General features: G+C 70.5%; 19 protein-coding genes. 12 read left to right on the top strand and 7 right to left on the bottom strand.

Translation table 11 applies throughout. The features are described from left to right. Positions 1 to 24 precede the first annotated feature (24 nt). Positions 25 to 1,068 carry a ribosome small subunit-dependent GTPase A gene (gene rsgA / locus ACFVAE_RS04745; RefSeq protein WP_378888481.1) on the bottom strand — a complete coding sequence of 348 codons (1,044 nt, stop codon included), beginning with the start codon at positions 1,066 to 1,068 and terminating at the stop codon, positions 25 to 27. Beyond that, positions 1,065 to 2,408 carry a 3-phosphoshikimate 1-carboxyvinyltransferase gene (gene aroA / locus ACFVAE_RS04740; protein WP_378888478.1) on the bottom strand — a complete coding sequence of 448 codons (1,344 nt, stop codon included), beginning with the start codon at positions 2,406 to 2,408 and terminating at the stop codon, positions 1,065 to 1,067. Before aroA ends, rsgA begins: the two co-directional genes overlap by 4 nt. 51 nt (positions 2,409 to 2,459) lie before the next feature. Here aroA and ACFVAE_RS04735 point away from each other — a divergent pair, with 51 nt between their 5' ends. The 4 genes from ACFVAE_RS04735 to ACFVAE_RS04720 all read left to right on the top strand — a co-directional run bounded on the left by ACFVAE_RS04735 (position 2,460) and on the right by ACFVAE_RS04720 (position 6,118). Next, a complete protein-coding gene (locus ACFVAE_RS04735) occupies positions 2,460 to 3,140 on the top strand; it encodes a sigma-70 family RNA polymerase sigma factor (protein ID WP_378888476.1) in 681 nt (226 codons plus the stop codon). After that, positions 3,137 to 3,379, top strand: a complete 243-nt coding sequence (locus tag ACFVAE_RS04730; RefSeq protein WP_378888473.1) for a zf-HC2 domain-containing protein — start codon at positions 3,137 to 3,139, stop codon at positions 3,377 to 3,379. Before ACFVAE_RS04735 ends, ACFVAE_RS04730 begins: the two co-directional genes overlap by 4 nt. Before the next feature lie 32 nt (positions 3,380 to 3,411). Continuing rightward, positions 3,412 to 4,710: a GNAT family N-acetyltransferase gene (locus tag ACFVAE_RS04725; protein WP_378888471.1), complete on the top strand. Its 1,299-nt coding sequence runs from the start codon at positions 3,412 to 3,414 to the stop codon at positions 4,708 to 4,710. Positions 4,711 to 4,825: 115 nt separating this feature from the next. Next, positions 4,826 to 6,118 (top strand): APC family permease, encoded by a 1,293-nt coding sequence (locus ACFVAE_RS04720; protein WP_378888468.1) that lies wholly within the window; start codon positions 4,826 to 4,828, stop codon positions 6,116 to 6,118. 57 nt (positions 6,119 to 6,175) lie between these two features. On the opposite strand, the gene ACFVAE_RS04715 is transcribed toward ACFVAE_RS04720, so the two are convergent. After that, on the bottom strand, positions 6,176 to 9,838 hold the full coding sequence (locus ACFVAE_RS04715) for a multifunctional oxoglutarate decarboxylase/oxoglutarate dehydrogenase thiamine pyrophosphate-binding subunit/dihydrolipoyllysine-residue succinyltransferase subunit (RefSeq protein WP_378888466.1): 3,663 nt from the start codon (positions 9,836 to 9,838) through the stop codon (positions 6,176 to 6,178). Between the two features lie 150 nt (positions 9,839 to 9,988). On the opposite strand from ACFVAE_RS04715, the gene ACFVAE_RS04710 reads away from it, so the two are divergent. The 3 genes from ACFVAE_RS04710 (at position 9,989) to ACFVAE_RS04700 (ending at position 13,937) form a co-directional block, all read left to right on the top strand. Beyond that, entirely contained in the window at positions 9,989 to 11,449 is a 1,461-nt protein-coding gene (locus ACFVAE_RS04710) for a GuaB1 family IMP dehydrogenase-related protein (RefSeq protein ID WP_378888463.1), read from the top strand. 113 nt (positions 11,450 to 11,562) lie between these two features. Continuing rightward, positions 11,563 to 12,879, top strand: a complete 1,317-nt coding sequence (locus tag ACFVAE_RS04705; protein WP_378888461.1) for a hemolysin family protein — start codon at positions 11,563 to 11,565, stop codon at positions 12,877 to 12,879. Beyond that, complete coding sequence (locus ACFVAE_RS04700; RefSeq protein ID WP_378888458.1) at positions 12,876 to 13,937, top strand: hemolysin family protein; 1,062 nt, start codon at positions 12,876 to 12,878, stop codon at positions 13,935 to 13,937. The genes ACFVAE_RS04705 and ACFVAE_RS04700 overlap by 4 nt, the downstream gene beginning before the upstream one ends. 21 nt (positions 13,938 to 13,958) lie before the next feature. Here ACFVAE_RS04700 and ACFVAE_RS04695 read toward each other — a convergent pair whose 3' ends face one another. Further along, positions 13,959 to 15,026: an NADH:flavin oxidoreductase/NADH oxidase gene (locus ACFVAE_RS04695; RefSeq protein ID WP_378888456.1), complete on the bottom strand. Its 1,068-nt coding sequence runs from the start codon at positions 15,024 to 15,026 to the stop codon at positions 13,959 to 13,961. 47 nt (positions 15,027 to 15,073) lie between these two features. On the opposite strand from ACFVAE_RS04695, the gene ACFVAE_RS04690 reads away from it, so the two are divergent. The 4 genes from ACFVAE_RS04690 to ACFVAE_RS04675 are packed head-to-tail and all read left to right on the top strand — an operon-like array spanning position 15,074 to position 18,221. Continuing rightward, positions 15,074 to 15,997: an NAD(P)H-hydrate dehydratase gene (locus ACFVAE_RS04690; protein WP_378888453.1), complete on the top strand. Its 924-nt coding sequence runs from the start codon at positions 15,074 to 15,076 to the stop codon at positions 15,995 to 15,997. Then, entirely contained in the window at positions 15,994 to 17,226 is a 1,233-nt protein-coding gene (locus tag ACFVAE_RS04685; protein ID WP_378888450.1) for a hypothetical protein, read from the top strand. The genes ACFVAE_RS04690 and ACFVAE_RS04685 overlap by 4 nt, the downstream gene beginning before the upstream one ends. Positions 17,227 to 17,248: 22 nt before the next feature. Continuing rightward, positions 17,249 to 17,581: an MTH1187 family thiamine-binding protein gene (locus ACFVAE_RS04680; protein WP_378888447.1), complete on the top strand. Its 333-nt coding sequence runs from the start codon at positions 17,249 to 17,251 to the stop codon at positions 17,579 to 17,581. After that, positions 17,565 to 18,221 (top strand): NUDIX domain-containing protein, encoded by a 657-nt coding sequence (locus tag ACFVAE_RS04675; RefSeq protein WP_378888445.1) that lies wholly within the window; start codon positions 17,565 to 17,567, stop codon positions 18,219 to 18,221. Before ACFVAE_RS04680 ends, ACFVAE_RS04675 begins: the two co-directional genes overlap by 17 nt. A gap of 23 nt (positions 18,222 to 18,244) precedes the next feature. Here the strand turns inward: ACFVAE_RS04675 and ACFVAE_RS04670 are convergent, their stop codons facing one another. The 3 genes from ACFVAE_RS04670 to ACFVAE_RS04660 all read right to left on the bottom strand — a co-directional run bounded on the left by ACFVAE_RS04670 (position 18,245) and on the right by ACFVAE_RS04660 (position 20,727). Further along, positions 18,245 to 18,562: a hypothetical protein gene (locus ACFVAE_RS04670; RefSeq protein ID WP_378890486.1), complete on the bottom strand. Its 318-nt coding sequence runs from the start codon at positions 18,560 to 18,562 to the stop codon at positions 18,245 to 18,247. A 21-nt stretch (positions 18,563 to 18,583) separates the two neighbouring features. After that, the gene (locus ACFVAE_RS04665; RefSeq protein ID WP_378888442.1) at positions 18,584 to 19,363 is read right to left on the bottom strand and encodes a hypothetical protein; all 780 of its coding nucleotides are present in this window, start codon (positions 19,361 to 19,363) and stop codon (positions 18,584 to 18,586) included. 158 nt (positions 19,364 to 19,521) lie between these two features. Continuing rightward, positions 19,522 to 20,727 carry a homoserine O-acetyltransferase gene (locus ACFVAE_RS04660; protein WP_378888439.1) on the bottom strand — a complete coding sequence of 402 codons (1,206 nt, stop codon included), beginning with the start codon at positions 20,725 to 20,727 and terminating at the stop codon, positions 19,522 to 19,524. Between the two features lie 167 nt (positions 20,728 to 20,894). On the opposite strand from ACFVAE_RS04660, the gene ACFVAE_RS04655 reads away from it, so the two are divergent. Continuing rightward, positions 20,895 to 22,403 carry an alkaline phosphatase gene (locus ACFVAE_RS04655; RefSeq protein ID WP_378888437.1) on the top strand — a complete coding sequence of 503 codons (1,509 nt, stop codon included), beginning with the start codon at positions 20,895 to 20,897 and terminating at the stop codon, positions 22,401 to 22,403. Positions 22,404 to 22,445: the final 42 nt, after the last annotated feature.

Raw genomic sequence — 22,445 nt, 5'->3', positions numbered from 1 at the left:
CGGCGGGCTCGCGGTGCGCGCCGGTCAGCCGAAGGTCTGCAGCAGGCGCTGCAGCGAGTCCAGGCGTCCGCGTCCGGCCTCGCCCAGCTCGCCGGACGCCGCGGCCTCGTTCAGGGCGCAGTCAGGGGCATCCGGCAGGTGCGTGCATCCGCGAGGGCAGTCCTCGGCGATCGCCGCGAGTTCGGTGAACGCCGCGAGGATGTTGGCCGGATCGACGTGGCCGAGGCCGAAGGAGCGCACTCCGGGAGTGTCGATCACCCAGCCGCGTCCGTCCACGCCCTGGTAGCGCAGCGAGACCGTCGACGACGACGTGTGCCGGCCTCGGCCTGTGACCTCGTTGACGTGTCCGGTGGCGCGCCCCGCGGTGGGTACCAGCGCGTTGACCAGCGTGGATTTGCCCACGCCGGAGTGCCCCACGAACACGGTGGAGTGCCCGACGAGTGCCGCTCCGATCTCGTCCACCGGCATCTGCTCACGGGCGCTGGTGAACACCCGCAGGTCGTCCAGTCCGTCGAAGTGGGCGAGGAAGGGCGCCGGGTCGGCGAGGTCGGTCTTGGTCACGACGAGAAGGGGGCGGATGCCGGCGTCCAGAGCCGCGACGAGGTAGCGGTCGACCAGCCGCTCGCGCGGCTCGGGATCGGCGGCGGCGACCACGACGAGCATCTGGTCGGCGTTCGCGACGATCACGCGCTCGACCTGGTCGGTGTCGTCGGCGCTGCGGCGCAGCAGCGAGCTGCGCTCTTCGATGCCCACGATGCGGCCGAGGGTGCCGTCGTCGCCGGAGCGGTCGCCCACGACGCGGGCGCGGTCACCGGTGACGATAGGCTTCTTGCGCAGCTCTCTGGCCCGCGCCGCGGTGATCAGGTGCTCGTCCTCGGTGTCCTCGTCGACCAACACGTTGTAGCGGCCGCGGTCGACGCCGAGCACGCGGCCGATCGAGGCGTCCTCATGGGCTGGTCGACGCTTGGTGCGGGGGCGGTTCGCCTTGGGGTTCGGGCGCACCCGCACGTCGGACTCATCGAACTCGTCGAGGTCGTCCTCGTCGTCGTCAGCGCCCAGCCAGCTCACGCGCGTGTGCTCCCCGGCGCATCAGTGCCCTCCTGCATCCGCTCCCACAGGTGGGTGAACTCGGGCAGCGTCTTCGCGGTGGTGCCGATCTCGTCGATCTCCACCCCGGGCACGCGCAGTCCGACCAGCGCGCCGGTGGTCGCCATCCGGTGGTCGTGGTGCGCCGGCCATTCGGCGCCGTGCAGCGGGACCGGCGTGATCCGCATTCCGTCCGGCAGCTCCTCGATCTCACCGCCGAGCGCGCGCAGGTTGCCGACCAGTGCCGAGATCCGGTCGGTCTCGTGCCCGCGGATGTGCGCGACACCGCGGATCGTGGTGGGGCCGTCGGCGAAGGCCGCCAGGCCCACGATCGTGGGGGTGAGCTCACTCGCGGCGGACAGGTCGAGGTCGAGACCGCGGATGCCATCGCCGGCGCGCACGGTGAGGACGCCGGAATGGCGCGACACGTGCGCGCCCATCGCGCGGAGGATGTCGGGCAGCAGGGCCCCCGGCTGCGTGGAGTGCAGTGGCCAGCCGGTGACGGACACCTCGCCACCGGTGACGAGCGCGGCGGCGAGGAACGGCGCGGCGTTGGACAGGTCGGGCTCGATCGCGATCTGCTTGGCGCGCGGCACGCCCGCCTCGACCAGCCATTCACCCGCAGCGGGGCGCTCGATGCGGATGCCGCGGGTGCTCAGCGCCTCGATCGTCATGTCGATGTGCGGCAGACTCGGCAGGTGCTCGCCGGTGTGCACGAGGTGCAGCCCGACGTCGAACCGGGGAGCGGCGAGCAGCAGACCGGAGACGAACTGGCTCGACTCCGACGCGTCGATCTCGACGCGCCCGCCGCGGATGTGCCCGTGTCCGCGCACCGTGAACGGCAGCGACCAGGTGCCCTCGTCGTCGATGTCGACGCCGAGGTCGCGCAGTGCGTGGATCATCGCCCCCATCGGCCGGTGCAGTGCTGTCTCATGCGCCGTGAGCGGCACATCGGCCGTGGCGAGGCCCGCCAGCGGGGCGATGAAGCGCATCACCGTGCCGGCCTGACCGCAGTCGATCTCGTTGCCGCCGGCGAGCGGCGCCGGGGTCACCTCGAGGTCGGGGCCGAACTCGCCGTCGCCCTCGACCTCTTCGATGCCGACGCCGAGCGCACGCAGCGCGTCGATCATCCGGCGCGAGTCGTCGGAGTGCAGCGGACGCAGCAGGCGTCCGGGTCCGTCGGCGATCGCGGCGATCACGAGCTCGCGGTTCGTCAGCGACTTCGAGCCGGGGATCGTCAGGGTCGCGACGACGGGCCCGGCGGCCACGGGCGCGGAATACCGACCCGTCACAGGGGAGGTGGAATACCTTGCAGCGCTCATCGGTTCCAACCTTAGTGAACGGCCCCGACGTGATCGGAGAGGAGGGGCGGCATGCTCTCGACTCTGGAGCGCGATGACATCGCCATCGTGGACCCCTGGGGCACCGGCCTAGACTGGCCGGTGATGGATGAGACCTCTTCTGACGACGCTGCTGCGCGCGACCCTCGACGCGATTTCGAGGAGCAGGCGATCCCGTACATGGATCAGCTGTACGCCGCTGCCATGCGCATGACGCGCAACCCGGCCGACGCCGCTGATCTCGTGCAGGAGACCTTCGTCAAGGCGTTCGGCTCGTGGGCGACGTTCTCGCAGGGGACGAACCTGAAGGCGTGGCTGTACCGGATCCTCACGAACACCTACATCAACATCTATCGCAAGAAGCAGCGCGAGCCGTTCCAGGGCACGATCGACGACCTCGAGGACTGGCAGCTCGGCGGGGCCGAGTCCACGACGGCGACCCGCGGCCGCTCGGCCGAGGCCGAGGCGATCGACCGGATGCCGGCCTCCGTGGTCAAGGACGCGCTGCAGCAGGTGCCCGAGGACTTCCGCCTCGCCGTGTACCTGGCCGACGTCGAGGGATTCTCCTACCAGGAGATCGCCGACATCATGAAGACGCCCATCGGCACCGTGATGAGCCGCCTGCACCGTGGCAGGCGAATGCTGCGGGAGCTGCTGGCTGACTATGCCGCCGAGCGAGGGATCGCGGCGGCCGGAACGAGGAGCACGAAATGACGGACTGCGGCTGTGAGAAGGCGCGTCGCGACCTTGAGGAGTACCTGCGCTCGGAGGTCTGCAAGACGTCCGAAGGCGAGATCCGCGAGCACCTGGACAACTGTCCGTCCTGCCAGGACGAGGCTCTCGTCGCCAAGACCCTGACCGAGGTCGTCGCGCGCGCCTGCAAGGAGGCGGCTCCGGAGGAACTGCGCGACCAGGTCCTCGCGCGGCTGCGCACCGCCGCCGCCGCGCACTGACCTCCGTCGGCGCCCCTCGGTAGGGTGGGCGGGTGACCCTCATCGACGCCCGCTCCGTAGCAGCTGACCCCCAGTCCACCGCGCGCTTGAGCGACGCAGGTCTCGAGTACCGCGTCGTCGACATGGCGGATGCCGTTCCGGCCGGAGCGTTCGCCAGGGCCGACGCCCGCGGATTCCTCGACGCCGATCCGGGCGAGGAGCAGATCGGGCGGATGCGGGAGGGCTGGCAGGATCGCCGGAACATCGGCGTCTACGAGCCCGGCGCCGCGCCGGAGGCGTTCCCCGTCGCCACGGTGAACTCGTGGGTGGTTCCGCTGACCGTCCCGGGCGGCGAGGTTCCGATGTGGGCGATCAGCTCCGTCACCGTCGCCGCCACGCACCGCCGTCGCGGCATCGCCCGAAACCTGCTGGAGGGTGAACTCCGCTCCGCGGCATCCGCCGGCGTACCGATCGCCGGGCTGACGGTCTCGGAGGCGACGATCTACTCGCGGTACGGATTCGCACCGGCGATCCCGGTCGCGCGGGTGGCGATCGACACCCGCCGCGCCGGATGGATCGGGGGCGCGACCGAAGGGCGGCTGGAGTACATCGACCGCGAGACGACCGCCGCAGAGCTGGAGAGCGTCTTCGAGCGCTCCCGCGCCCGGCGGACGGGGCAGATTCCTGGCTGGAAGCTGCGCTGGCTGCGCAAGGCCGGACTCGCAGCAGACGACTCGAAGGGCGCCGGAGTGCGCGGAGTGCGCCACGTGGACGCCGACGGCGAGACCAGGGGAGTGCTCGCGTACTCGCTGAAGGAGCAGTCCGGGACCTTCCGATTCACGCTGGCCATCAACCATCTCGTGGCCGAGACCGATGAGGCGCTGCGCGCGCTGTGGAGCTTCGCCGTCCATCACGACCTCGTGACCGGGATCGAGGGCGATCTGCGTCCGGTCGACGATCCGATCCTGCACCTGGTGGCAGATCAGCGCGCCGTCGAGTTCACCGTGCACGACCACGGGTGGCTGCGCGTCCTCGACGTCCCCGCCGCGCTCGCGGCGCGCCGCTATCGTGCGCCGCTCGACCTCGTGCTGCGCGTCGACGACGCACTGGGGTTCGCCGACGGCACGTGGCGGCTGCGGGTCACCGCGTCTGGCGAGGCGACCGTCGAGGCGACGGATGCTGCCGCCGAGGTCACGATGACCGTGGTGGAGCTCTCCGCGATCTACGCCGGAGGAGTGCGGGCGACCCAGCTCGCCGCCGCCGGACGGATCCACGGCGATCCCCGCGAAATCGCGGCGATCGACGACGCGTTCCGCACCACCGAGGCGCCGACTCTCGGCATCTGGTACTGACCCGCGAGGGCGACCGACGGAGTGATCCGGCCGCTCTGCGGAGCATTCCGGACAATCCTGGTCCGCAGGCCGCTGAGCGCATCCCGGTGTCAGATCCCGGCGCTAGCGTGAGCGGGTGAGCATCCGGGAACCTGCGCCGATCACGACGCATCCTGCAGGACACGTCGGCGGTCGTCTCGGCCTGCTGCCGGGGATCGCGCTGTACCTCGCCTCCGTGCTCGGCACGGGTCTGCTCGTGCTGCCCGGTCTCGCCGCCCAGACAGCGGGGCCGGCGAGCATCCTTTCCGTCGGAGCGGTGACGCTGCTCGCGATCCCGCTCGCGGGAGCCTTCGCCGCGCTGGCCGCACGGCATCCCGACCCCGGCGGCGTCGCGGGCTACGCCCGCCGGACGCTCGGTGCCACCGCGGCCAGGGCGGCCGGCTACTGGTTCATGTTCGGCGTCGCCGCCGGCGGATGCGTCGTCGCGCTGCTCGGGGCCCGGTACGTGGCGACCGTCCTCGGTATCGACGGCCGTGCCGTCCCCGTGATGGCCCTCGCGTTCCTCGCCGTGCCGTTCATCGCGAATCTCTTCGGCGTGCGGATCGCGGGCTGGGCGCAGCTCGCCCTGACGGGCCTGCTCATGGCGGTCGTGATCACCGTGATCGCCGTGGCGGCGCCGGCAGTGGAGCAGGAGAATTTCCGGCCGTTCCTGCCGCACGGATGGGGCGGGGTGGGCACGGCGATCGTGATGTACGTGTGGGCGTTCGCCGGCTGGGAGGTCGGCACCCACATCTCCGGCGAGTTCCGCCGGCCGCGCCGCACCATCCCGATCGCCACAGCCGTGACCCTGGTGCTGTCCGGGGTCGGCTACCTGGTGCTGCAGATCGTCACAGTGGGGGCGCTCGGCGAACGAGCAGGGGAGGGCGACGTGGTGCTTCTCGACCTCGCCCGCGCCGGCGACCTGCCCGGTGCGCCGATGCTGATCGGAGCGGCGGCGGGCATCGTGGCCCTAGGCGTGATGAACGTGTATCTCGCTGCGTTCGCGAAGCTGGGCGCCTCACTGGCATCCGCCGGTGACCTGCCCGGCTGGTTCGCGAAGGGCGTCGAGAACGGGGAGGTCCCGCGCCGTGCCCTGCTGCTCACCGGCGTCGTCGTCATGCTGTACTTCTGCGCCGCGCTGCTCACAGGCGGAGAGCTTCAGCCGTTCATCCTGATCCACACTGCGAGCATGGTCGCGATCTACGTGATCGGGATGATCTCGGCCGTCAGGCTGCTCCCGCGGGGCACAGCGGGGCATCGATTCGCCATGGTCGCGGTGGTGCTCACGATCCTGCTGCTGCCGCTGGCCGGCATCGCGCTGGTGGTGCCGCTGTTGCTCGCGGCCGCCGCCGTCGTCGTCACGCTCGTGCGCCGAAGCCGCAGCGACTGAGACGACGGATGCCGCCCCTCTCGAGGAGGGGCGGCATCCGTCATCGCGAAAGGCGGATCAGCTCAGGGTGAGCGCCGCCTTCAGCAGTTCGGCCTGCTCGACGGCGTGCACCTTCGAGGAGCCGGTCGCGGGCGACGCCGATGCCGGACGGCTGATCGCGCGGAACTGCCGCGGGCCGGGGACGTCGGTGAACGCGAGCGCCAGGAACGGCCAGGCGCCCTGGTTCTCCGGCTCCTCCTGCACCCACACCAGCTCGGCGTTCGGGTAGCTGTCGGTGATGGCCTTGAGCTCGTCGATCGGCGTCGGGTACAGCTGCTCGAGCCGGACCAGCGCGACCTCGGGGTTCGGGTTCTTGTCGAGCTCGCTGCGCAGATCCCAGTGCACCTTGCCAGAGTGGACCAGCACGCGCTTGACCGCGGCGCGATCGAGCTGACGTGCGTCGTCGATCACCGGCTCGAAACGGCCCTGGGTGAAGTCCGCCACCGCACTGGTCGCGCCGCGCAGACGCAGCATCGCCTTCGGGGTGAACACGATCAGCGGCTTGCGCGGTCGGGCGTAGGCCTGGCGACGCAGGAGGTGGAAGTACGACGCGGGGGTCGACGGACGCGCGACGATCATGTTCTCCTGCGCGCACAGCTGCAGGAAGCGCTCCATGCGGGCGGAGGAGTGGTCCGGTCCCTGACCCTCGTATCCGTGCGGCAGCAGCAGGGTGACGCTGGACTGCTGGCCCCACTTCTGCTCGGCTGCCGAGATGTACTCGTCGATGACCGACTGGGCGCCGTTGACGAAGTCGCCGAACTGCGCCTCCCACAGCACGAGCGCCTCGGTGTCCTCGACCGAGTAGCCGTACTCGAACCCGAGCGCGGCGTACTCGCTGAGCAGAGAGTCGTACACGAAGAAGCGGCCCTGGCTGTCAGACAGGTTCGTCAGCGGCAGCCACTCCTGGCCGTTCTTGCGGTCGTGCAGCACGGCGTGGCGCTGCACGAAGGTGCCGCGGCGCGAATCCTGGCCGGCCAGGCGCACCGGGGTGCCCTCGAGCAGCAGCGAGCCGAAGGCGAGAAGCTCGCCGAAGCCCCAGTCGATGTTGCCGGAGCGGCTCATCTCGACGCGCTTGTCCAGAGCCTGCTGCAGCTTGGGGTGCACGGTGAAGCCCTCGGGCTTGTTCGCGTGCGCGTCGCCGATCAGGCGGATGATCTCCTCGGAGACCCCCGTCACCTCGGGCGCCCCGACGCGGTCGTCGACGGGCGTCAGCTCCGGGGCGATCGGCGTGGCACCGGTCTCTGCGGCGTGCGTCTCGGCGAAGGCGATCTCCAGGCGGTTCTGGAAGTCGGCCTTGGCCTCGTCGTACTCCTCCTCGGTGATGTCACCGCGTCCGACCAGCGCCTCGGTGTACAGCTTGCGCACCGAGCGCTTGGCCTGGATCAGGTCGGTCATCAGCGGCTGGGTCATCGACGGGTCGTCGCCCTCGTTGTGGCCGCGGCGGCGGTAGCAGACCAGGTCGACCACGACGTCGCGGTGGAAGCGCTCGCGGTACTCGAATGCGAGCTGTGCGACGTGGATGACGGCCTCGGGGTCGTCTCCGTTCACGTGGAAGATCGGCGCCTGGATCGTCTTCGCGACATCCGTGGAGTAGACCGACGTGCGCGAGTCGTTCGGCAGGGTGGTGAACCCGACCTGGTTGTTGACCACGATGTGCACGGTGCCGCCGGTGCGGTAACCGCGCAACTGCGACATCTGCAGAGTCTCGACCACGACGCCCTGGCCGGCGAAGGCGGCGTCGCCGTGAACGAGCACCGGCAGCCAGGCGAAGGTGCCGATCGGCTTGCGGTCCTGCTTGGCCCGGACGATGCCCTCGAGCACGCCGTCGACCGTCTCGAGGTGCGACGGGTTGGCAGCCAGGTAGACCGGCATCTCCGCGCCGTCCTCCGACACGAAGGTGCCCTCGGTGCCGAGGTGGTACTTCACGTCGCCGGAGCCGCGCTGGTTGCCCGGGGTCAGCGACCCCTCGAACTCGCGGAACACCTGACCGTACGTCTTGCCGGCGATGTTGGTGAGCACGTTCAGGCGGCCGCGGTGGGCCATACCGATCGCGGCACCCTCGAGGCCCGCCGACGCGGCGCCCTGCAGGATCTCGTCCAGCAGGGGGATGAGCGACTCGGCGCCCTCGAGCGAGAACCGCTTCTGACCGACGAACTTCGTCTGCAGGAAGGTCTCGAACGCCTCGCCCTCGTTCAGCTTTCGGAGCACGCGCAGCTGCTCGTCGTGGCCGGGCTTGACGTACTTGACCTCGAGCTTCTCCTGGAACCAGCGGCGCTGCTCCGGGTCCTGGATGTGCATGTACTCGATGCCGACGGTGCGGCAGTACGAGTCGCGCAGCACGCCCAGGATGTCGCGCAGCTTCATCTGGCGCTTGCCGCCGAAGCCGCCGGTGATGAACTCGCGGTCCAGATCCCAGAAGGTCAGGCCGTGGTTCTCGATCTCGAGGTCGGGGTGCGTGCGCTGCACGTACTCCAGCGGGTCGATGTCCGCCATCAGGTGGCCGCGGACGCGGAACGAGTTGATGAGCTCCTGCACGCGGGACTGCTTGTCGACGCGCTCGGCGAGGTCGATCGAGATGTCGGAGTTCCAGCGGATCGGGGCGTACGGGATGCGCAGCGCCGCGAAGATGTCGTCGTAGAAGCCGCGCTGCCCGATGAGCAGCTCGTGCACCTTCTTCAGGAACTCGCCCGAACCGGCTCCCTGGATGACGCGGTGGTCGTAGGTGCTGGTCAGGGTGATGGTCTTGCCGATGCCGAGCTCGGCCAGCGTCTTCTCGCTGGAGCCCTGGAACTCGGCCGGGTACTCGAGGGCGCCGGCGCCGATGATGCAGCCCTGGCCCTTCATCAGGCGCGGCACAGAGTGCACGGTGCCGATGCCGCCGGGGTTGGTCAGCGAGACGGTGGTGCCGGCGAAGTCGGCCGCGGTGAGCTTGTTGCCGCGGGCGCGGGAGACGAGGTCCTCGTATGCCGAGAGGTACTCGTGGAAGCTCATCGTGTCGGCGCGCTTGATGCTCGGGACCAGCAGCGCACGCGTGCCGTCGGACTTGGGGATGTCGATCGCGATGCCCAGGTTCACGTGCGCGGGGGCGACCACCGACGGCTTGCCGTCGACCTCGGCGTAGAACACGTTCTGGCTGGGGAACTCCTTGAGCGTCTGGATGAGCGCCCAGCCGATGAGGTGCGTGAAGCTGATCTTGCCGCCGCGGGTGCGGGCCATGTGGTTGTTGACCACGATGCGGTTGTCGATCATCAGCTTGGCCGGGACCGTGCGCACACTGGTCGCGGTCGGGACGCTGAGCGACTGATCCATGTTCGCGGCGAGGGTCTTCGGCATGCCGCGCAGCGGCGTGACCTTGTCCTCGTCGACGGCGGGAGCCTCTTCCGCGGCCTTCGACTGCGGCTTGGGGGCCTGCGCGGGCACCGGAGCCTGGCGGGCGGGCTTCGCGGTGGTGCGCGCCACGGGCTGCGCGCCGATCACCGGGATGGGCGCCGTGACCGGAGCGGTCGTGGTCGGCACGGGCGCCGCGGCCGCGGCATCCGGCTGGTAGTTCTCGAGGACGGGCCACCACTCCTTGTCGACGGAGTTGCGGTCCTTCTTGAACTGCTCATAGAGCTCGTCCACGAGCCAGGAATTGGCTCCGAACCCCCCGTCGCCGCCGACGCCGGTCACCTGGTTCGCCACTCTCGATCGCCCTCTTTCATCGCTGAATGTCTGATGAGCGGATCAGGGCAGACCCGCACACGTTACGGGGTTCAAGCCTAATGCCATTCCCTGCACGAGCGCTTGATCCGGCAGCGCCGCCACGCCGCCCCACCCGGTACCGTGGAACCCATGGAGTTTGCAGGCGAACGACCCATGGTCGACCTCACGTATTCGGACGTGTTCCTGGTGCCGCGGCGCTCGGGCATCACCAGCCGCCTGCAGGTCGATCTGGCCCCTGCCGACGGCACCCCCGCCACCATTCCGCTGGTGGCGTCGAACATGAACTCGGTGACCGGTCCCCGGCTGGCCGCAGCTCTCGCACGGCGCGGCGGACTGGGCGTGCTGCCTCAGGACCTGCCGCTGCAGGAGCTCGACGCGGCGATCCGCTGGGTCAAGCGCCAGCCGGTGCGGTGGGACACCCCGCTGGTGCTGCCGCCGTCGGCCACCGTCGCCGACGCGCTTCGGCTGCTGCCGCCGACCGAGGGGCACGGGATCGTCGTGGCCCATCCGTCGGGTGACGACCGCCTGTCGATCGAGCAGATCGCGGGCATCCTTCCGGCCACACGCCTCGCGACCGCATTGCCGGATGCCGCGCTCGGCGACCTCGTGCATGCGCATGCTCCGGCGATCGACGCGGAGACCGTCGGAGAGGGCCGCGCGGCGTTCGACGCCGTGGACGCCCTCGACGCCGAGATGGCGCTGGTGATCGACCACGGGCACCTGGTCGGCACGCTCAGCCGCCGCACCGCGCTGCGCTCGAACCTGTACCGCCCGGCCGTCGACGGCTCGGGGCGCCTCGCCGTCGCCGCCGCGGTCGGCATCAACGGCGACGTCGCCGAGAAGGCCAGGGCCCTGGCCGCCGCCGGTGTCGACGTGCTCGTCGTCGACACGGCCCACGGGCACCAGGAGGGGATGCTGCGCGCACTGTCCCTCGTCGCGGACCTGGATCTCGGCATCCCGATCGTCGCGGGCAACATCGTCACCGCCGACGGCGTCGGCGACCTGGTCTCCGCCGGTGCCACGATCCTCAAGGTCGGGGTCGGCCCAGGAGCGATGTGCACGACGCGCATGATGACAGCCGTCGGACGCCCGCAGTTCTCCGCCGTTCTGGAGACCGCCGAGGCGGCTCGACAGGTCGGCGCGCACGTGTGGGCGGACGGGGGAGTGCGGTACCCGCGCGACGTCGCGCTCGCGCTCGCCGCCGGTGCAGCATCCGTCATGGTCGGCTCCTGGTTCGCCGGCACGATCGAGGCTCCGGGCGAGCTGCAGCACGATGCCGAGGGGCGCGTGTTCAAGGAGTCCTGGGGCATGGCGTCGACCAAGGCCGTGCAGGCGAGGTTCGGCCGGCTGGACTCCTACGAGCGGGCGCGCAAGGAGCTGTTCGCGGAAGGCATCTCATCGTCGCGGATCTACCTCGATCCGCTGCGTCCCGGTATCGAGGATCTGCTCGACATGATCACCTCCGGCATCCGTTCCTCGTTCACCTATGCCGGGGCGGCCACCGTTCCCGAGTTCCACGAGCGCGCGCTGGTCGGACTGCAGTCCGCAGCCGGGTACGAGGAGGGCAAGGCGCTGCCGGTCTCGTGGTGAACAGGCGGGGACACAGCGCGACTATGTAGAATCGTGCGCACAATGGACGACCCTCCTTCTTGCAGTCCCTCGCCCCACCGCCCGCTCCTCCTTCATTCGGAGGGGATCAACTGATGGATTACATCCTGTTGGGCGTGGGGCTTCTCCTCACGATCGGCACCGGCCTGTTCGTCGCCAGCGAGTTCGCACTGGTCAATCTCGACCGCGCAGACCTCGAAGCGCGGCAGGCCCGTGGCGAGACGCGTCTCGGACTCACCATCCGGGCGCTGAAGATCACGTCGACGCATCTGTCGTCGGCTCAGCTGGGCATCACGCTGACCACGCTGCTGACCGGTTACACGATGGAGCCGGCGATCTCGAACCTGCTGGCGCCGGTGCTCACCGCCTGGGGTGTGCCGGAGGCCGCTGTCCGGCCGATCGCCGTCGTCGTCGCGATGGTCGTCGCGACGCTGCTGTCGATGATCCTCGGAGAGCTGGTGCCGAAGAACTTCGCGCTGGCGCTGCCGATCGCGACCGCGAAGCTGGTGCTCCCGTTCCAGACCGTGTTCACCGCGGTGTTCAAGCCCGCGATCCTGGTGCTCAACGGCAGCGCGAACGCCGTGCTGCGGTCGATGGGCGTCGAGCCCAAGGAGGAGCTCTCCGGCGCGCGCAGCGCAGAGGAGCTCTCCTCGCTGGTGCGCCGCTCGGCCAGCGCGGGCGTCCTCGAGGAGGACACCGCGAGCCTGCTCGACCGCAGTCTGACGTTCACCCGCCTCACGGCGGCCGACATCATGACGGCCCGTCCGAGCATGCAGTCCGTCGCGGCATCCGACAGCGCGGACGACGTCATCCAGCTGGCCCGTCGCACCGGTCTCAGCCGCTTCCCCGTGCACGGTGACGACCTCGACGACATCACCGGTGTCGTGCACCTCAAGGCCGCGGTGGGCGTGCCGCGCGAGCGGCGTTCCGAGGTCCCCGTCGGAGCGCTCTGCACCGAACCGCTCCGTGTTCCGGAGACCGTGCACCTGGACGCCCTGCTCGCCGAGCTGCGCGCCAAGGGCTACCAGCTCGCGATCGTCGTGGACGAGTACGGCGGCACCGCGGGACTGGTCACCCTGGAGGATCTCGTGGAGGAGATCGTCGGCGAGGTGTCCGACGAGCACGACCGCACCCGCGCCGGCGTCGTCCGCAGACCCGACTCCGTGACGTTCCCCGGCGAGTTGCGGCCCGATGAGCTGCGCGCCCAGACCGGCATAGACGTCCCCGAAGGCGATGTCTACGACACCGTCGCCGGCTTCGTCATGAGCCTGCTCGAGCGGGTGCCGGTCGTCGGCGACGAGGTGCGCACCGAGCACGGTGTGCTGCACGTCGTGCGCATGGACGGCCGACGCATCGACCGTCTCCGTTTCACGCCCGACCCGGTGTCCGACGACGAGGAGGGCGACCGATGAGCGACTGGGCGGGAATCGTCTGGCTTGTCGTGCTGCTGCTCGGCAACGCCTTCTTCGTCGGCGCCGAGTTCGCCGTCATCTCCGCGCGCCGATCGCAGATCGAGCCGCTCGCCGAGAAGGGCTCGCGCCCGGCGAAGACGGCCCTGTTCGCGATGGAGCACGCCACGCTCATGCTCGCGACCTCGCAGCTGGGCATCACGATCTGCTCGCTGCTGATCCTGAACGTCTCGGAACCGGCGATCCACCACCTGCTCGCCGTGCCGCTGGAGGCGCTGGGCTGGACGACCGCGGTCGTCGACGTGACGGCGTTCGTCATCACGCTGGTGCTGGTGTCGTTCCTGCACGTGGTGTTCGGCGAGATGGTGCCGAAGAACCTCGCCTTCTCGCTGCCTGATCGCGCGGTGCTGCTGCTCGCGACTCCGCTGGTGTGGATCTCGAAGGTCTTCATGCCGGTGATCTGGTTCCTGAACGCCTCGGCCAACGCCGTGCTGCGGTTGTTCCGGGTGGAGCCGAAGAACGAGGCCGCCTCGACGTTCACCCTCGACGAGGTCGCCACGATCGTGGATCAGTCCCGTCGCGAGGGCGTGCTGGCGGATGCCGCGGGCACGGTCGCGGCGGTCGTCGAGTTCACCGACAAGAAGGCCCGCGACGTGGCTGTGGCGCTGGGCGATCTGGTCACCCTGCCGCAGAACACCACACCGGACGAGATCGAGCGGGCGGTCGCCCGCTACGGCTTCTCGCGGTACGTGATCGTCGACGACGATGGCCTGCCGGTCGGATACGTGCACCTGAAGGACATCCTGCGCGCCGCCGAGGGACCGGATGCCGCGCAGCGGGCCACCGTCCCGGTGCCGGCGAAGCGCATCCACCACATGGTGCCCGTGCAGGAGGACACCGACCTCGAAGACGCGCTGACCGCGATGCGGCGTGCCGGGCGGCACCTGGCGCGGGTGCGCGACCGCAACGGCGACACCACCGCCGTGCTGTTCCTGGAGGACATCATCGAGGAGCTCGTCGGCGAGGTGCAGGACGCCACTCGGCGCGGCTACGGTCGTTGAACCACGCGTGCCCGCCGGCGCTCAGCGCCAGCGGGCACGCAGGTACTGCGGCGGCCAGGCGACGTCCGCGCCGAGCTCGTGTGCGGCGCGCAGGCCGAAGTGCGGGTCGCGCAGCCATTCCCGGCCGGCGAGCACCGCGTCCGCGCTGCCGGATGCGATGACCTGCTCGGCCTGTTCGGCGGTCGTGATGAGTCCGACGGCGCCGGTGGTGACCCGTCCGCCTTGCCGCACGATCTCGGCGAGAGGCACCTGATATCCGGGGTGCGGGTCGATCTGCTGGTGCAGCACCAGTCCGCCGCTGGACACGTCGATGAGGTCGGCGCCGTGCTCGACCGCCCACCCGCCGACGATCGCGGCTTCCTCGGGAGTGAAACCGCCCTCAGCGTGATCGGTGGCCGAGATGCGCACAAGGATGGGGACGGCCCCGCCGGCGACATCGCGCACCGCGTCGATGACGCGCAGCAGCAGCCTGGCACGGTTCTCGAGGCTGCCGCCGTAGGCGTCGGAGCGCAGATTCGACAGCGGCGAGAGGAATTGGTGCAGCAGGTAGCCGTGAGCGCCGTGCACCTCGAGCAGATCGAACCCGGCATCCAAGGCACGGCGCGCGGCATCCGCGAAGCCGGTGACGACGCCCTCGATGCCGGCGCCGTCGAGAGCGACGGGGTCGGCGAAGCCCTGGAAGGCGATCGCCGAGGGGGCGACGGTCGGCCAGCCGCCCTCGGCGGCGGGCACCGAGCCCCGCTGCTCCGCCCAGGGCCACCAGGTCGACGCCTTGCGGCCCGCGTGAGCGAGCTGGATGCCGGCGTGCGCGCCCCGATCGTGGATGCTGCGCACGATCGGCGCCCAGGCCTCGCGTTGGACGTCGTTCCACAGGCCGGTGTCGTGCGGCGAGATCCTGCCCTCCGGCACCACGGCCGTGGCCTCGGCGATGATCAGGCCGGCGCCGCCGTCGGCGAACTGCGGCAGATGGACGTGATGCCAGTCCCCGGGCACACCGTCCACGGCGGAGTACATGCACATCGGCGAGACCCACAGTCGGTTGCGCAGGGTGAGGGAACGGAGGGTCAGCGGGGAGAACAGCAGGCTCACACATCGACGCTACCGCCCCGCCCGACCGCCGGCGCTAACGTGGAGGCATGCGTGAGTGGACCGGTGCGGATGTCGCGCGCTTCCTGCGTGCGCCCGGGGCCGGCGACGACAAGCGCTCCCGCGGCGTCGTCGCGCTGCGCACCGGATCGATGAGGTACCCGGGAGCCGCGGTGCTCGGTGTCGAAGGGGCCTGGCGCACCGGCTGCGGCTTCGTACGCTACGCCGGCCCCGCCACCGACATCGTGCTGGCCAGGCGCCCGGAGACCGTGATCGGTGCGGATGCCGGCGCACACGTGGACGCCTGGGTGATCGGCTCCGGCACGGACGGCGCACGGGTCGGCGGCGCCGGACGCGGTGCGGCCCCTGCGACCGCGGCGGTGGCGCTGCCGGGGGCGCCGCGCGCGGATGCCGGGCGGTCCGCCGTGTCGGCACGCGGCTATGACGAGGAGCGTGCGCTGCGCGGCATCCTCGCGGGGGATCGACCGGTGGTCGTGGACGCCGGCGCCCTCGATCTGGTCCGCGGAAGCACAGCGCCGATGGTCATCACGCCGCATGCGGGCGAGTTCGCCCGGCTGCGCGACCGGATGGCGCTCGACTGCGCCGTCCTCGCGGATGACGCGGGTCGTGCCGCGCAGGCCGTGGAGGTCGCGCAGACGCTGAACTGCACCGTGCTGCTGAAGGGGGCCCGCACCCTGGTCTGCGCACCGGACGGCATGACGATCGTGGTGGCCAACGCGCCAGGCTGGCTGGCGACCGCCGGTGCCGGCGACGTGCTGGCCGGCGTGATCGGAGCACTGTTCGCTGCCAACCCGGACGCGGCCCCCGTCGAGGTCGCGGCCTCCGGCGCCTGGCTGCACGGACGGGCGGCGACGATCGCCGCCGGTGCCGAGAACGGCGCGACGGGGCATCCGATCGTCGCTCTGGACGTCGCAGACGCGCTGCCCTACGCGGTGGCGGAGCTGCTGGCATGAGCCGGGCTCGGATCCGGCCCGGCACGATCGCACTCTGGGTGGTCTTCATCGCCGTGCACGCGGTCGTCGCCTGGTTCGGGTGGGTGCTGCCCAGCCAGCCGATGGGCGACGTCGTGCTCGTCTATCAGCCCTGGTCGCACTCGGCACTCAGCGGCGGGGCGATCATGGGAATCACCGAGTCGTGGGTCTACCCGCAGCTGGCGCTCATCCCGATGGTCATCGCCTATCTGCTCTCGCTGCCGCTGGTCGGGGCGATGGGATCGCTCGGCGCATATCTCATCGCCTGGGCGGTGCTGGTCACCGCACTCGACCTGGTGGGCTTCGCCGTGCTCGTGGGGCGGGGCCGCACGCACCGCCGGCGGATCGCCGGCTGGTTCTGGTGCGGTGCGCTGCTGCTGCTCGGCCCGATCGCGATGTACCGCCTGGATGCCGTGACCGTGCCGCTCGCGATCATCGGCGGACTCTGGCTGGCCACGCGACCCGCCGTCGGAACCGCCCTGCTGACCGTCGGCGCCTGGATCAAGATCTGGCCGGCCGCGCTGGTGCTCGCCGCGATCATCGCCGTGAAGCAGCGCATCCGCGTCCTGCTGACGGCCGCCGCGGTGACCGCCGGCATCATCGTCGTGCTGTTCCTGCTCGGCGCGGACAGCGCGCTGTTCGGCTTCCTCGGCCAGCAGACAGGGCGCGGCCTGCAGATCGAGGCGGTCGCGGCGACACCGTTCCTCTGGATGGCGGCCTCCGGCCAGGCGTCGATCGCCTACAGCCAGGAGATCCTCACCTTCCAGATCGGGGCGCCGGGCGCAGCCGTCGTCTCGACCCTGCTGACGCCCTTGATGGCGCTGGTCGTGATCGCCGTCGCCGTGTTCGGCGCGGTGAAGGCCGCCCGCGGCGCGACCTGGCAGCGACTGTTCCCGCCGCTCGCGCTGACGCTGGTCACGCTGCTGATCGTCACGAACAAGGTCGGGTCACCGCAGTTCCAGACCTGGCTGTTCGCGCCGATCATCCTGTGGCTGGTCCTGGACCGCGCACGTGCCGTGACACCCGCGCTGCTGGTGCTCGGACTGTGCGCGCTCACCTTCCTCGTGTACCCGCTGACCTACGACGCGCTGCTGCGCGCCGAGCCGCTGCCCGTGCTGCTGCTCACCGTCCGCAACATCCTGCTCGTCGTGCTGGCCGTGGTCGGCATCGGCGCCGTACTGCGCGTGCCGGCCGCCGGCCGGAACCGCTGAACCCACCAACCGGAGGTATCCCATGCTCATCGCCTTCTCCGTCGCCCCGAGCGGCGCGCCCCAGGACGGCTCGGAGAGCCCCGACGGCTCCGTGCACAACGCCGTCGCCGCCGCCGTGAAGGTGGTGCGTGACTCGGGCCTCGCGCACCGCACGACGTCGATGTTCACCGAGATCGAGGGCCCTGACTGGGACACGGTCATGGACGTCGTCAAGCGCGCCACCGAGGCCGTGATGCCGTTCGGGTCGCGGGTCTCGCTGGTGCTCAAGGCCGACATCCGCCCCGGCCGCAGCGGCGAGATCGATGGCAAGATCGAACGGCTCGAGGCGGCGATCGAGGATGCCGCACAGGCCTGACTTCGAGGACGGCATCCCGGTCGCCGGCACCGCGGTCGTCCTGCGGGATGCCCCGGACGGGATGCAGGTCCTCATGCTGCTGCGCCCGGATCGCGGTTCCTTCGCCGGGTCGTGGGTGTTCCCCGGCGGCAGGGTCGACCCGGGGGATGTCGGCGTCGATGAGACGGAGCGCGCCCGCTCCGCCGCCGTGCGCGAGACCGCCGAAGAAGCCGGCATTCGAATTCGCGACCTCGTCACCGTGTCGTGCTGGGAACCGCCGCGCGAGGTGCCCAAGCGCATCCGCACCTGGTTCTTCCTCGCCGCGGAGGACGGCGAGGACGTGCACGTGAACCCCGGCGAGATCGAGCGCGCCGAATGGGTCGCCCCAGCCGAGGCCCTGCGCAGGCACGGCGCGGGAGACCTGGTGCTGTGGCCGCCCACCTGGGTGACCCTGCACGGGCTGCTCCCGCACCGCACGTCGGCTGAGGCGTTCGCATCGCTCGGTGAGCCCGAGCTGCGGCGGACCCGCATCGTGGAGTCCGCCGAGGGGCGGGTGTTCCTCTGGGAGGGTGATGAGCAGCATCCGGAGCGTCCTGGTGGGGCGGGCGCGCGCAACCGCATCGCGACCGGGCGCCTGCCCTGGACGTACCAGCGCGGCTAGACGCGGCACGCGCCCGGTCATCGTCAGATCAGCTCCAGCACCGGCCCCTCATGCACGGCACGGTAGATCGTGTTGCGGATCGCGTTGGCCTCGTCCGAGGTGAGCGTGCGATCGATGGGGCGCAGGATGATCCGCAGCAGCACGTTCACCTGACCGCGCTCGGTGCCGAGGCGGGAGCGGGCGGCCTCCGGCAGCTGCTCGTGCGCCGTGCGCGAGAGTACTTCGACCGATTCGACGACGTCCGCGTCGTCACCGAGCGCGATCCGGACGCGGTCGCCGAGCGTCTCCTCGTCGTGCTCCGCATCCAGCACCACCGAGATGTCCCGCCGGGCTGCCGGCAGCGGTGAGACGTGGCGCCACGGTTAGAGATCCAGCATCTGGGTGGCGATCCGCGGGTCCCCGGCACGGAGGTACCGGATGTCGGAGATCCCCTTGCGCAGCATCAGAGCGCGTTCGAGACCCATGCCGAGAGCCAGACCGGACCACCGCTCAGGTTCCAGCCCTGAACCGCGCAGCACGTCGGGATGGATGCGCCCGCATTCGGCGAGCTCGAGCCACTCGCCGTCGTGCAGCACGTCGATCTGGCGCCCGCCGTCCGTGTAGGGGTGCGCCACGTCCGTCGTCCGCCACTCCGCGCCGGGGAGCACAGCCTCGACAAGACGGCCGATCATCGTGAGCATGTCGTCATCGTCGACGCCCGGGGCGCTGCGAATGCGCCAGAGGTCGACCTGGTGGGGCTCTCCGACATGCGTGCGATCGACGGCGTCACGCCGGTAGGCGAGGCCAGGCGCAACGATCAGTTCATCGATCCCGTCTCGTCCGGCGTAGTCCTCGAGGGCCGTCGGGAGCTCGGCGCTCAGGTGGCTGCGCAGCATCACGGTGGGGCTGATGTACCGCGTGTAGCGGCGGGCGCGGGTGACATCGTCGCGTCGGTAGCCGAGGCGATCGTAGTTCTCGCGCACCGGGACGACGGGGGAGCTGCGCACCAGGCGCACGGAGCTTTCCCATGCAGTCGCGAGCGCGCTGACGACGGAATCGAGAAGGGACTGCAGGGCGTGTGCGCCCTGAGCGGGGTCGGTGAGGTCGCGCAGGTTCAGGGCGCGGCAGAGCTGGTCGGCGGTCAGGTAATCGTCGTGCGACATGAGGTCTCCAGGAAGCGGAAGCGGGCTGGCGAAGGATGAGAGCTTCCCCCGGCCGTGCCCACGGAGACCCGGTGCGCTACATGCGAGCGTCGACGGCCCCGCGGCCATGAGGCCGGGGGCTCAGAAATCGCTGCTGCTGCGCGTGCATGGGGGTCAGCCTAGTCCTCGAGCAGCCGCCGCAGGTGGCCGCCGACCTCGTCGGTCTCGATGAGGAAGCCGTCGTGACCGAAATCGCTGTTCAGCACGACCGCACCGTCGTCGATCGTGTGCGGGATGCTGCGCGCGATGCGCTGCTGCCCGTCGACGGGGAACAGGCGGTCGGTGTCGATGCCGAGCACCAGCGTCTTCGCCGTGACCCGGTGCAGGGCCTCCTCGACGCCGCCGCGGTCGCGGCCGACGTCGTGCGAGTTCATCGCCTCGACCAGAGTCAGGTAGCTGTTCGCGTCGAACCGGCGGGTGAACTTGTTGCCGTGGAAGTCGAGGTAGGACTCGACCGCGAACCGGCCGCCGCGGCCGAGCGGGGACAAGTCGGACTGCCAGGAGCGCTGGAAGCGCTGGTTCAGCTCGATCGGGCTGCGGTAGTTCAGCAGCGCCATGCGACGCGCGAGGGCGAGCCCGCGGTGCGGGCCGTCACCGAGCCCGGCGTCGTAGTACTCGCCGTCGTCGAAGCGCGGGTCCATCCGCACGGTCTCGAGCTGCACGAAGTTCAGCGCGAGCTGGTCGGCGGTGGTCACCGGGGGAGAGGACAGCACCGCGAGACGCTCGACGCGGGCCGGGTGCGTGACCGCCCACTCCAGGGCGTGCATGCCGCCCATCGAGCCGCCGATCACGGCCGCCCAGCGCTCGATGCCGAGCGCATCGGCGAGCTTCACCTGAGCCGACACCTGGTCTCGGATCGTCAGGTACGGGAAGCGGGACGCCCACTCCCGGCCGTTCGGTGCGATGCTCGCGGGACCGGTCGAGCCCTGGCATCCGCCCAGGATGTTCGGCGCGATGACGAACCACTCGTCGGTGTCGATGGCGCCGCCGGCGTCGACGATGTCGTTCCACCAGCCCGCGGTCGGGTGGCCGGGACCCGCCTCACCGCGCACATGGCTGTCGCCGGTGAGTGCGTGCAGGATCAGGATCGCGTTGTCACGCGCAGCGTTCAGTTCGCCCCACGACTCCCAGGCGAGGCGGATGCCGGGCAACTCGGCGCCGTTCTCGGTGCGGAAGACACCCAGATCGGTGAAGCTGCGGCCTCCGGCCGGGTCGCCGTCGCGCCAGGCACCGGTGGCCGGCGGACGCGCCCGCATCATGCTGGACTGCGCTTCGGTCACACGCCGCGAGGGCACCGTGTCTGCCGAGGTCGTCTGCCAGTCCATGCCTCCATTCTTCCGTGAGACGCCCTGCGGCTGTGGCACGTTACGCAGTGCGTGGCGGAGTCGTTCACCGTCGCGTCATCTGCCGTTCGCGCTGCGCTCGCCTGGCATCCCTAACCTCTGGGGCGGCGCCGGTCGGCGTCCTACGCACTCACTCGGAGGAGAACCTCATGAAGCGCACGACATCTGCGCTCGCCGCGACCGGCGCGCTGGTCGCGATCGTCGCGGCATCGCTGGTCGGGGCAGCGGCAGCCCCGGCATCCGCATCCGCGAACGGCAACGACGGCCGTAACGACGGCCGCGTCAAGAACGTGATCTACCTGGTCGGAGACGGGATGGGACGCACCCACGTGTCGGCCGGTCGCGAGAGGTACTACGGCGCCGACGGGCGCCTGAACATGGAGACCATGCCCTCGCACGGGTACGTCAGCACGTACGCCGTGCAGAAGGGCTCCGCGCAGCCCGGAGAGGACGGCTTCGAGCCGAACTACGTCACGGACTCCGCATCCGCCGCGACCGCGTGGTCGTCGGGCGTGAAGACCTACAACGCCGCGCTCGGCGTCGACGCCAAGGGCACGCTCGTGCCGACCGCCATGGAACTGGCCAAAAAGGCCGGCTACCGCACCGGCAACGTGAGCACCGCCGAGATCACCGACGCCACCCCTGCCGGTCAGATGAGCCACGTGCTGGCCCGCGGATGCCAGGGCCCCGTGTACTCGGCGAAGTCCTGCCAGGACGCCGAGGTCACCGGCGCGGAGCTGCCCACCGACGACCTGCGCGTCACGCCGGTGGCGAAGCAGATCGCCCGTAACGGCACCGCCGACGTCATCCTCGGCGGCGGTCTGAGCCGCTTCGACGCCGCGGACGAGAAGGCGCTGCGCGCCCAGGGCTACACCGTGCTCGGATCGCCTGCATCGCAGACGGTCGCTACCGGAGCCGACCTCGCCGGCGCGAAGGGCGACAAGGTGTTCGGCCTGTTCAACCAGGGCAACCTGACGATCGAGAAGGCCAAGCGCGAGAACCCGCAGTCGATCCAGGCCAAGGAGCCGAACCTCGCCGCGATGACCACCAAGGCGATCTCGCTGCTGGAGGGCAAGGGCAAGAAGGGCAAGGGCTTCTACCTGCAGGTCGAGGGCGCGCTCATCGACAAGCGCTCGCACGCCAATGACGCGGCTCAGACGCTCGAGGAGATCAAGGCCTTCGACGACGCGGTCAAGGCAGCGCTCGACTTCGCGAAGAAGGACGGTCACACCCTGGTCATCGTCACCGCCGACCACGAGTGCGCGGGCTTCAACATCATCGAGAAGGGCTCGTTCACCAACGCCGAGGCGGCGAACCCGCCGGTCAACGTGGACGGCGGGAACACCGCGAACAACTCCACGCCCTCGCGCGCCGGCGGCAACACGAAGGATGCTTCGCGTTCCACCGGCATCGTGAACGGCGCAGGCTCGAACGACCCGCACAACTTCGCCCCGGCGACGTTCCGCACTGCGGACGACCCGAAGGACGTCAAGGACGGCAGCCCCGAGGCGAGCCTGTGGCTGACCTACCTGTCGGGCAACCACACCGGTGCCGACGTGCCGATCTACTCCTACGGCGCCGGCTCCGACAAGATGCAGGGCTCGATCGACAACACCGATCTGTTCGACATCGTCACCGGCGCACTCCGCGTGCGCTGATCCACCCGGCGGGGGCGCCCCGATCGGGCGCCCCCGCTTCGG

The organism is Microbacterium sp. NPDC057659, from assembly GCF_042799915.1.
GTDB lineage: Bacteria > Actinomycetota > Actinomycetes > Actinomycetales > Microbacteriaceae > Microbacterium.
Note: the sequence above shows the minus strand (reverse complement) of the source record. Positions and strands in the feature narration are given on the sequence as shown.

What these genes read in the sequence shown, in the direction of transcription:
- ACFVAE_RS04730 (WP_378888473.1), top strand. Translation starts at nt 3,137, where the DNA reads ATGACGGACTGCGGCTGTGAGAAGGCGCGTCGCGACCTTGAGGAGTAC.
- ACFVAE_RS04655 (WP_378888437.1), top strand. Translation starts at nt 20,895, where the DNA reads ATGAAGCGCACGACATCTGCGCTCGCCGCGACCGGCGCGCTGGTCGCG.
- ACFVAE_RS04735 (WP_378888476.1), top strand. Translation starts at nt 2,460, where the DNA reads ATGCTCTCGACTCTGGAGCGCGATGACATCGCCATCGTGGACCCCTGG.
- ACFVAE_RS04680 (WP_378888447.1), top strand. Translation starts at nt 17,249, where the DNA reads ATGCTCATCGCCTTCTCCGTCGCCCCGAGCGGCGCGCCCCAGGACGGC.
- ACFVAE_RS04675 (WP_378888445.1), top strand. Translation starts at nt 17,565, where the DNA reads ATGCCGCACAGGCCTGACTTCGAGGACGGCATCCCGGTCGCCGGCACC.
- ACFVAE_RS04665 (WP_378888442.1), bottom strand. Translation starts at nt 19,363, where the DNA reads ATGTCGCACGACGATTACCTGACCGCCGACCAGCTCTGCCGCGCCCTG.
- ACFVAE_RS04710 (WP_378888463.1), top strand. Translation starts at nt 9,989, where the DNA reads ATGGAGTTTGCAGGCGAACGACCCATGGTCGACCTCACGTATTCGGAC.
- ACFVAE_RS04700 (WP_378888458.1), top strand. Translation starts at nt 12,876, where the DNA reads ATGAGCGACTGGGCGGGAATCGTCTGGCTTGTCGTGCTGCTGCTCGGC.
- ACFVAE_RS04705 (WP_378888461.1), top strand. Translation starts at nt 11,563, where the DNA reads ATGGATTACATCCTGTTGGGCGTGGGGCTTCTCCTCACGATCGGCACC.
- ACFVAE_RS04685 (WP_378888450.1), top strand. Translation starts at nt 15,994, where the DNA reads ATGAGCCGGGCTCGGATCCGGCCCGGCACGATCGCACTCTGGGTGGTC.
- aroA (WP_378888478.1), bottom strand. Translation starts at nt 2,408, where the DNA reads ATGAGCGCTGCAAGGTATTCCACCTCCCCTGTGACGGGTCGGTATTCC.
- ACFVAE_RS04690 (WP_378888453.1), top strand. Translation starts at nt 15,074, where the DNA reads ATGCGTGAGTGGACCGGTGCGGATGTCGCGCGCTTCCTGCGTGCGCCC.
- ACFVAE_RS04660 (WP_378888439.1), bottom strand. Translation starts at nt 20,727, where the DNA reads ATGGACTGGCAGACGACCTCGGCAGACACGGTGCCCTCGCGGCGTGTG.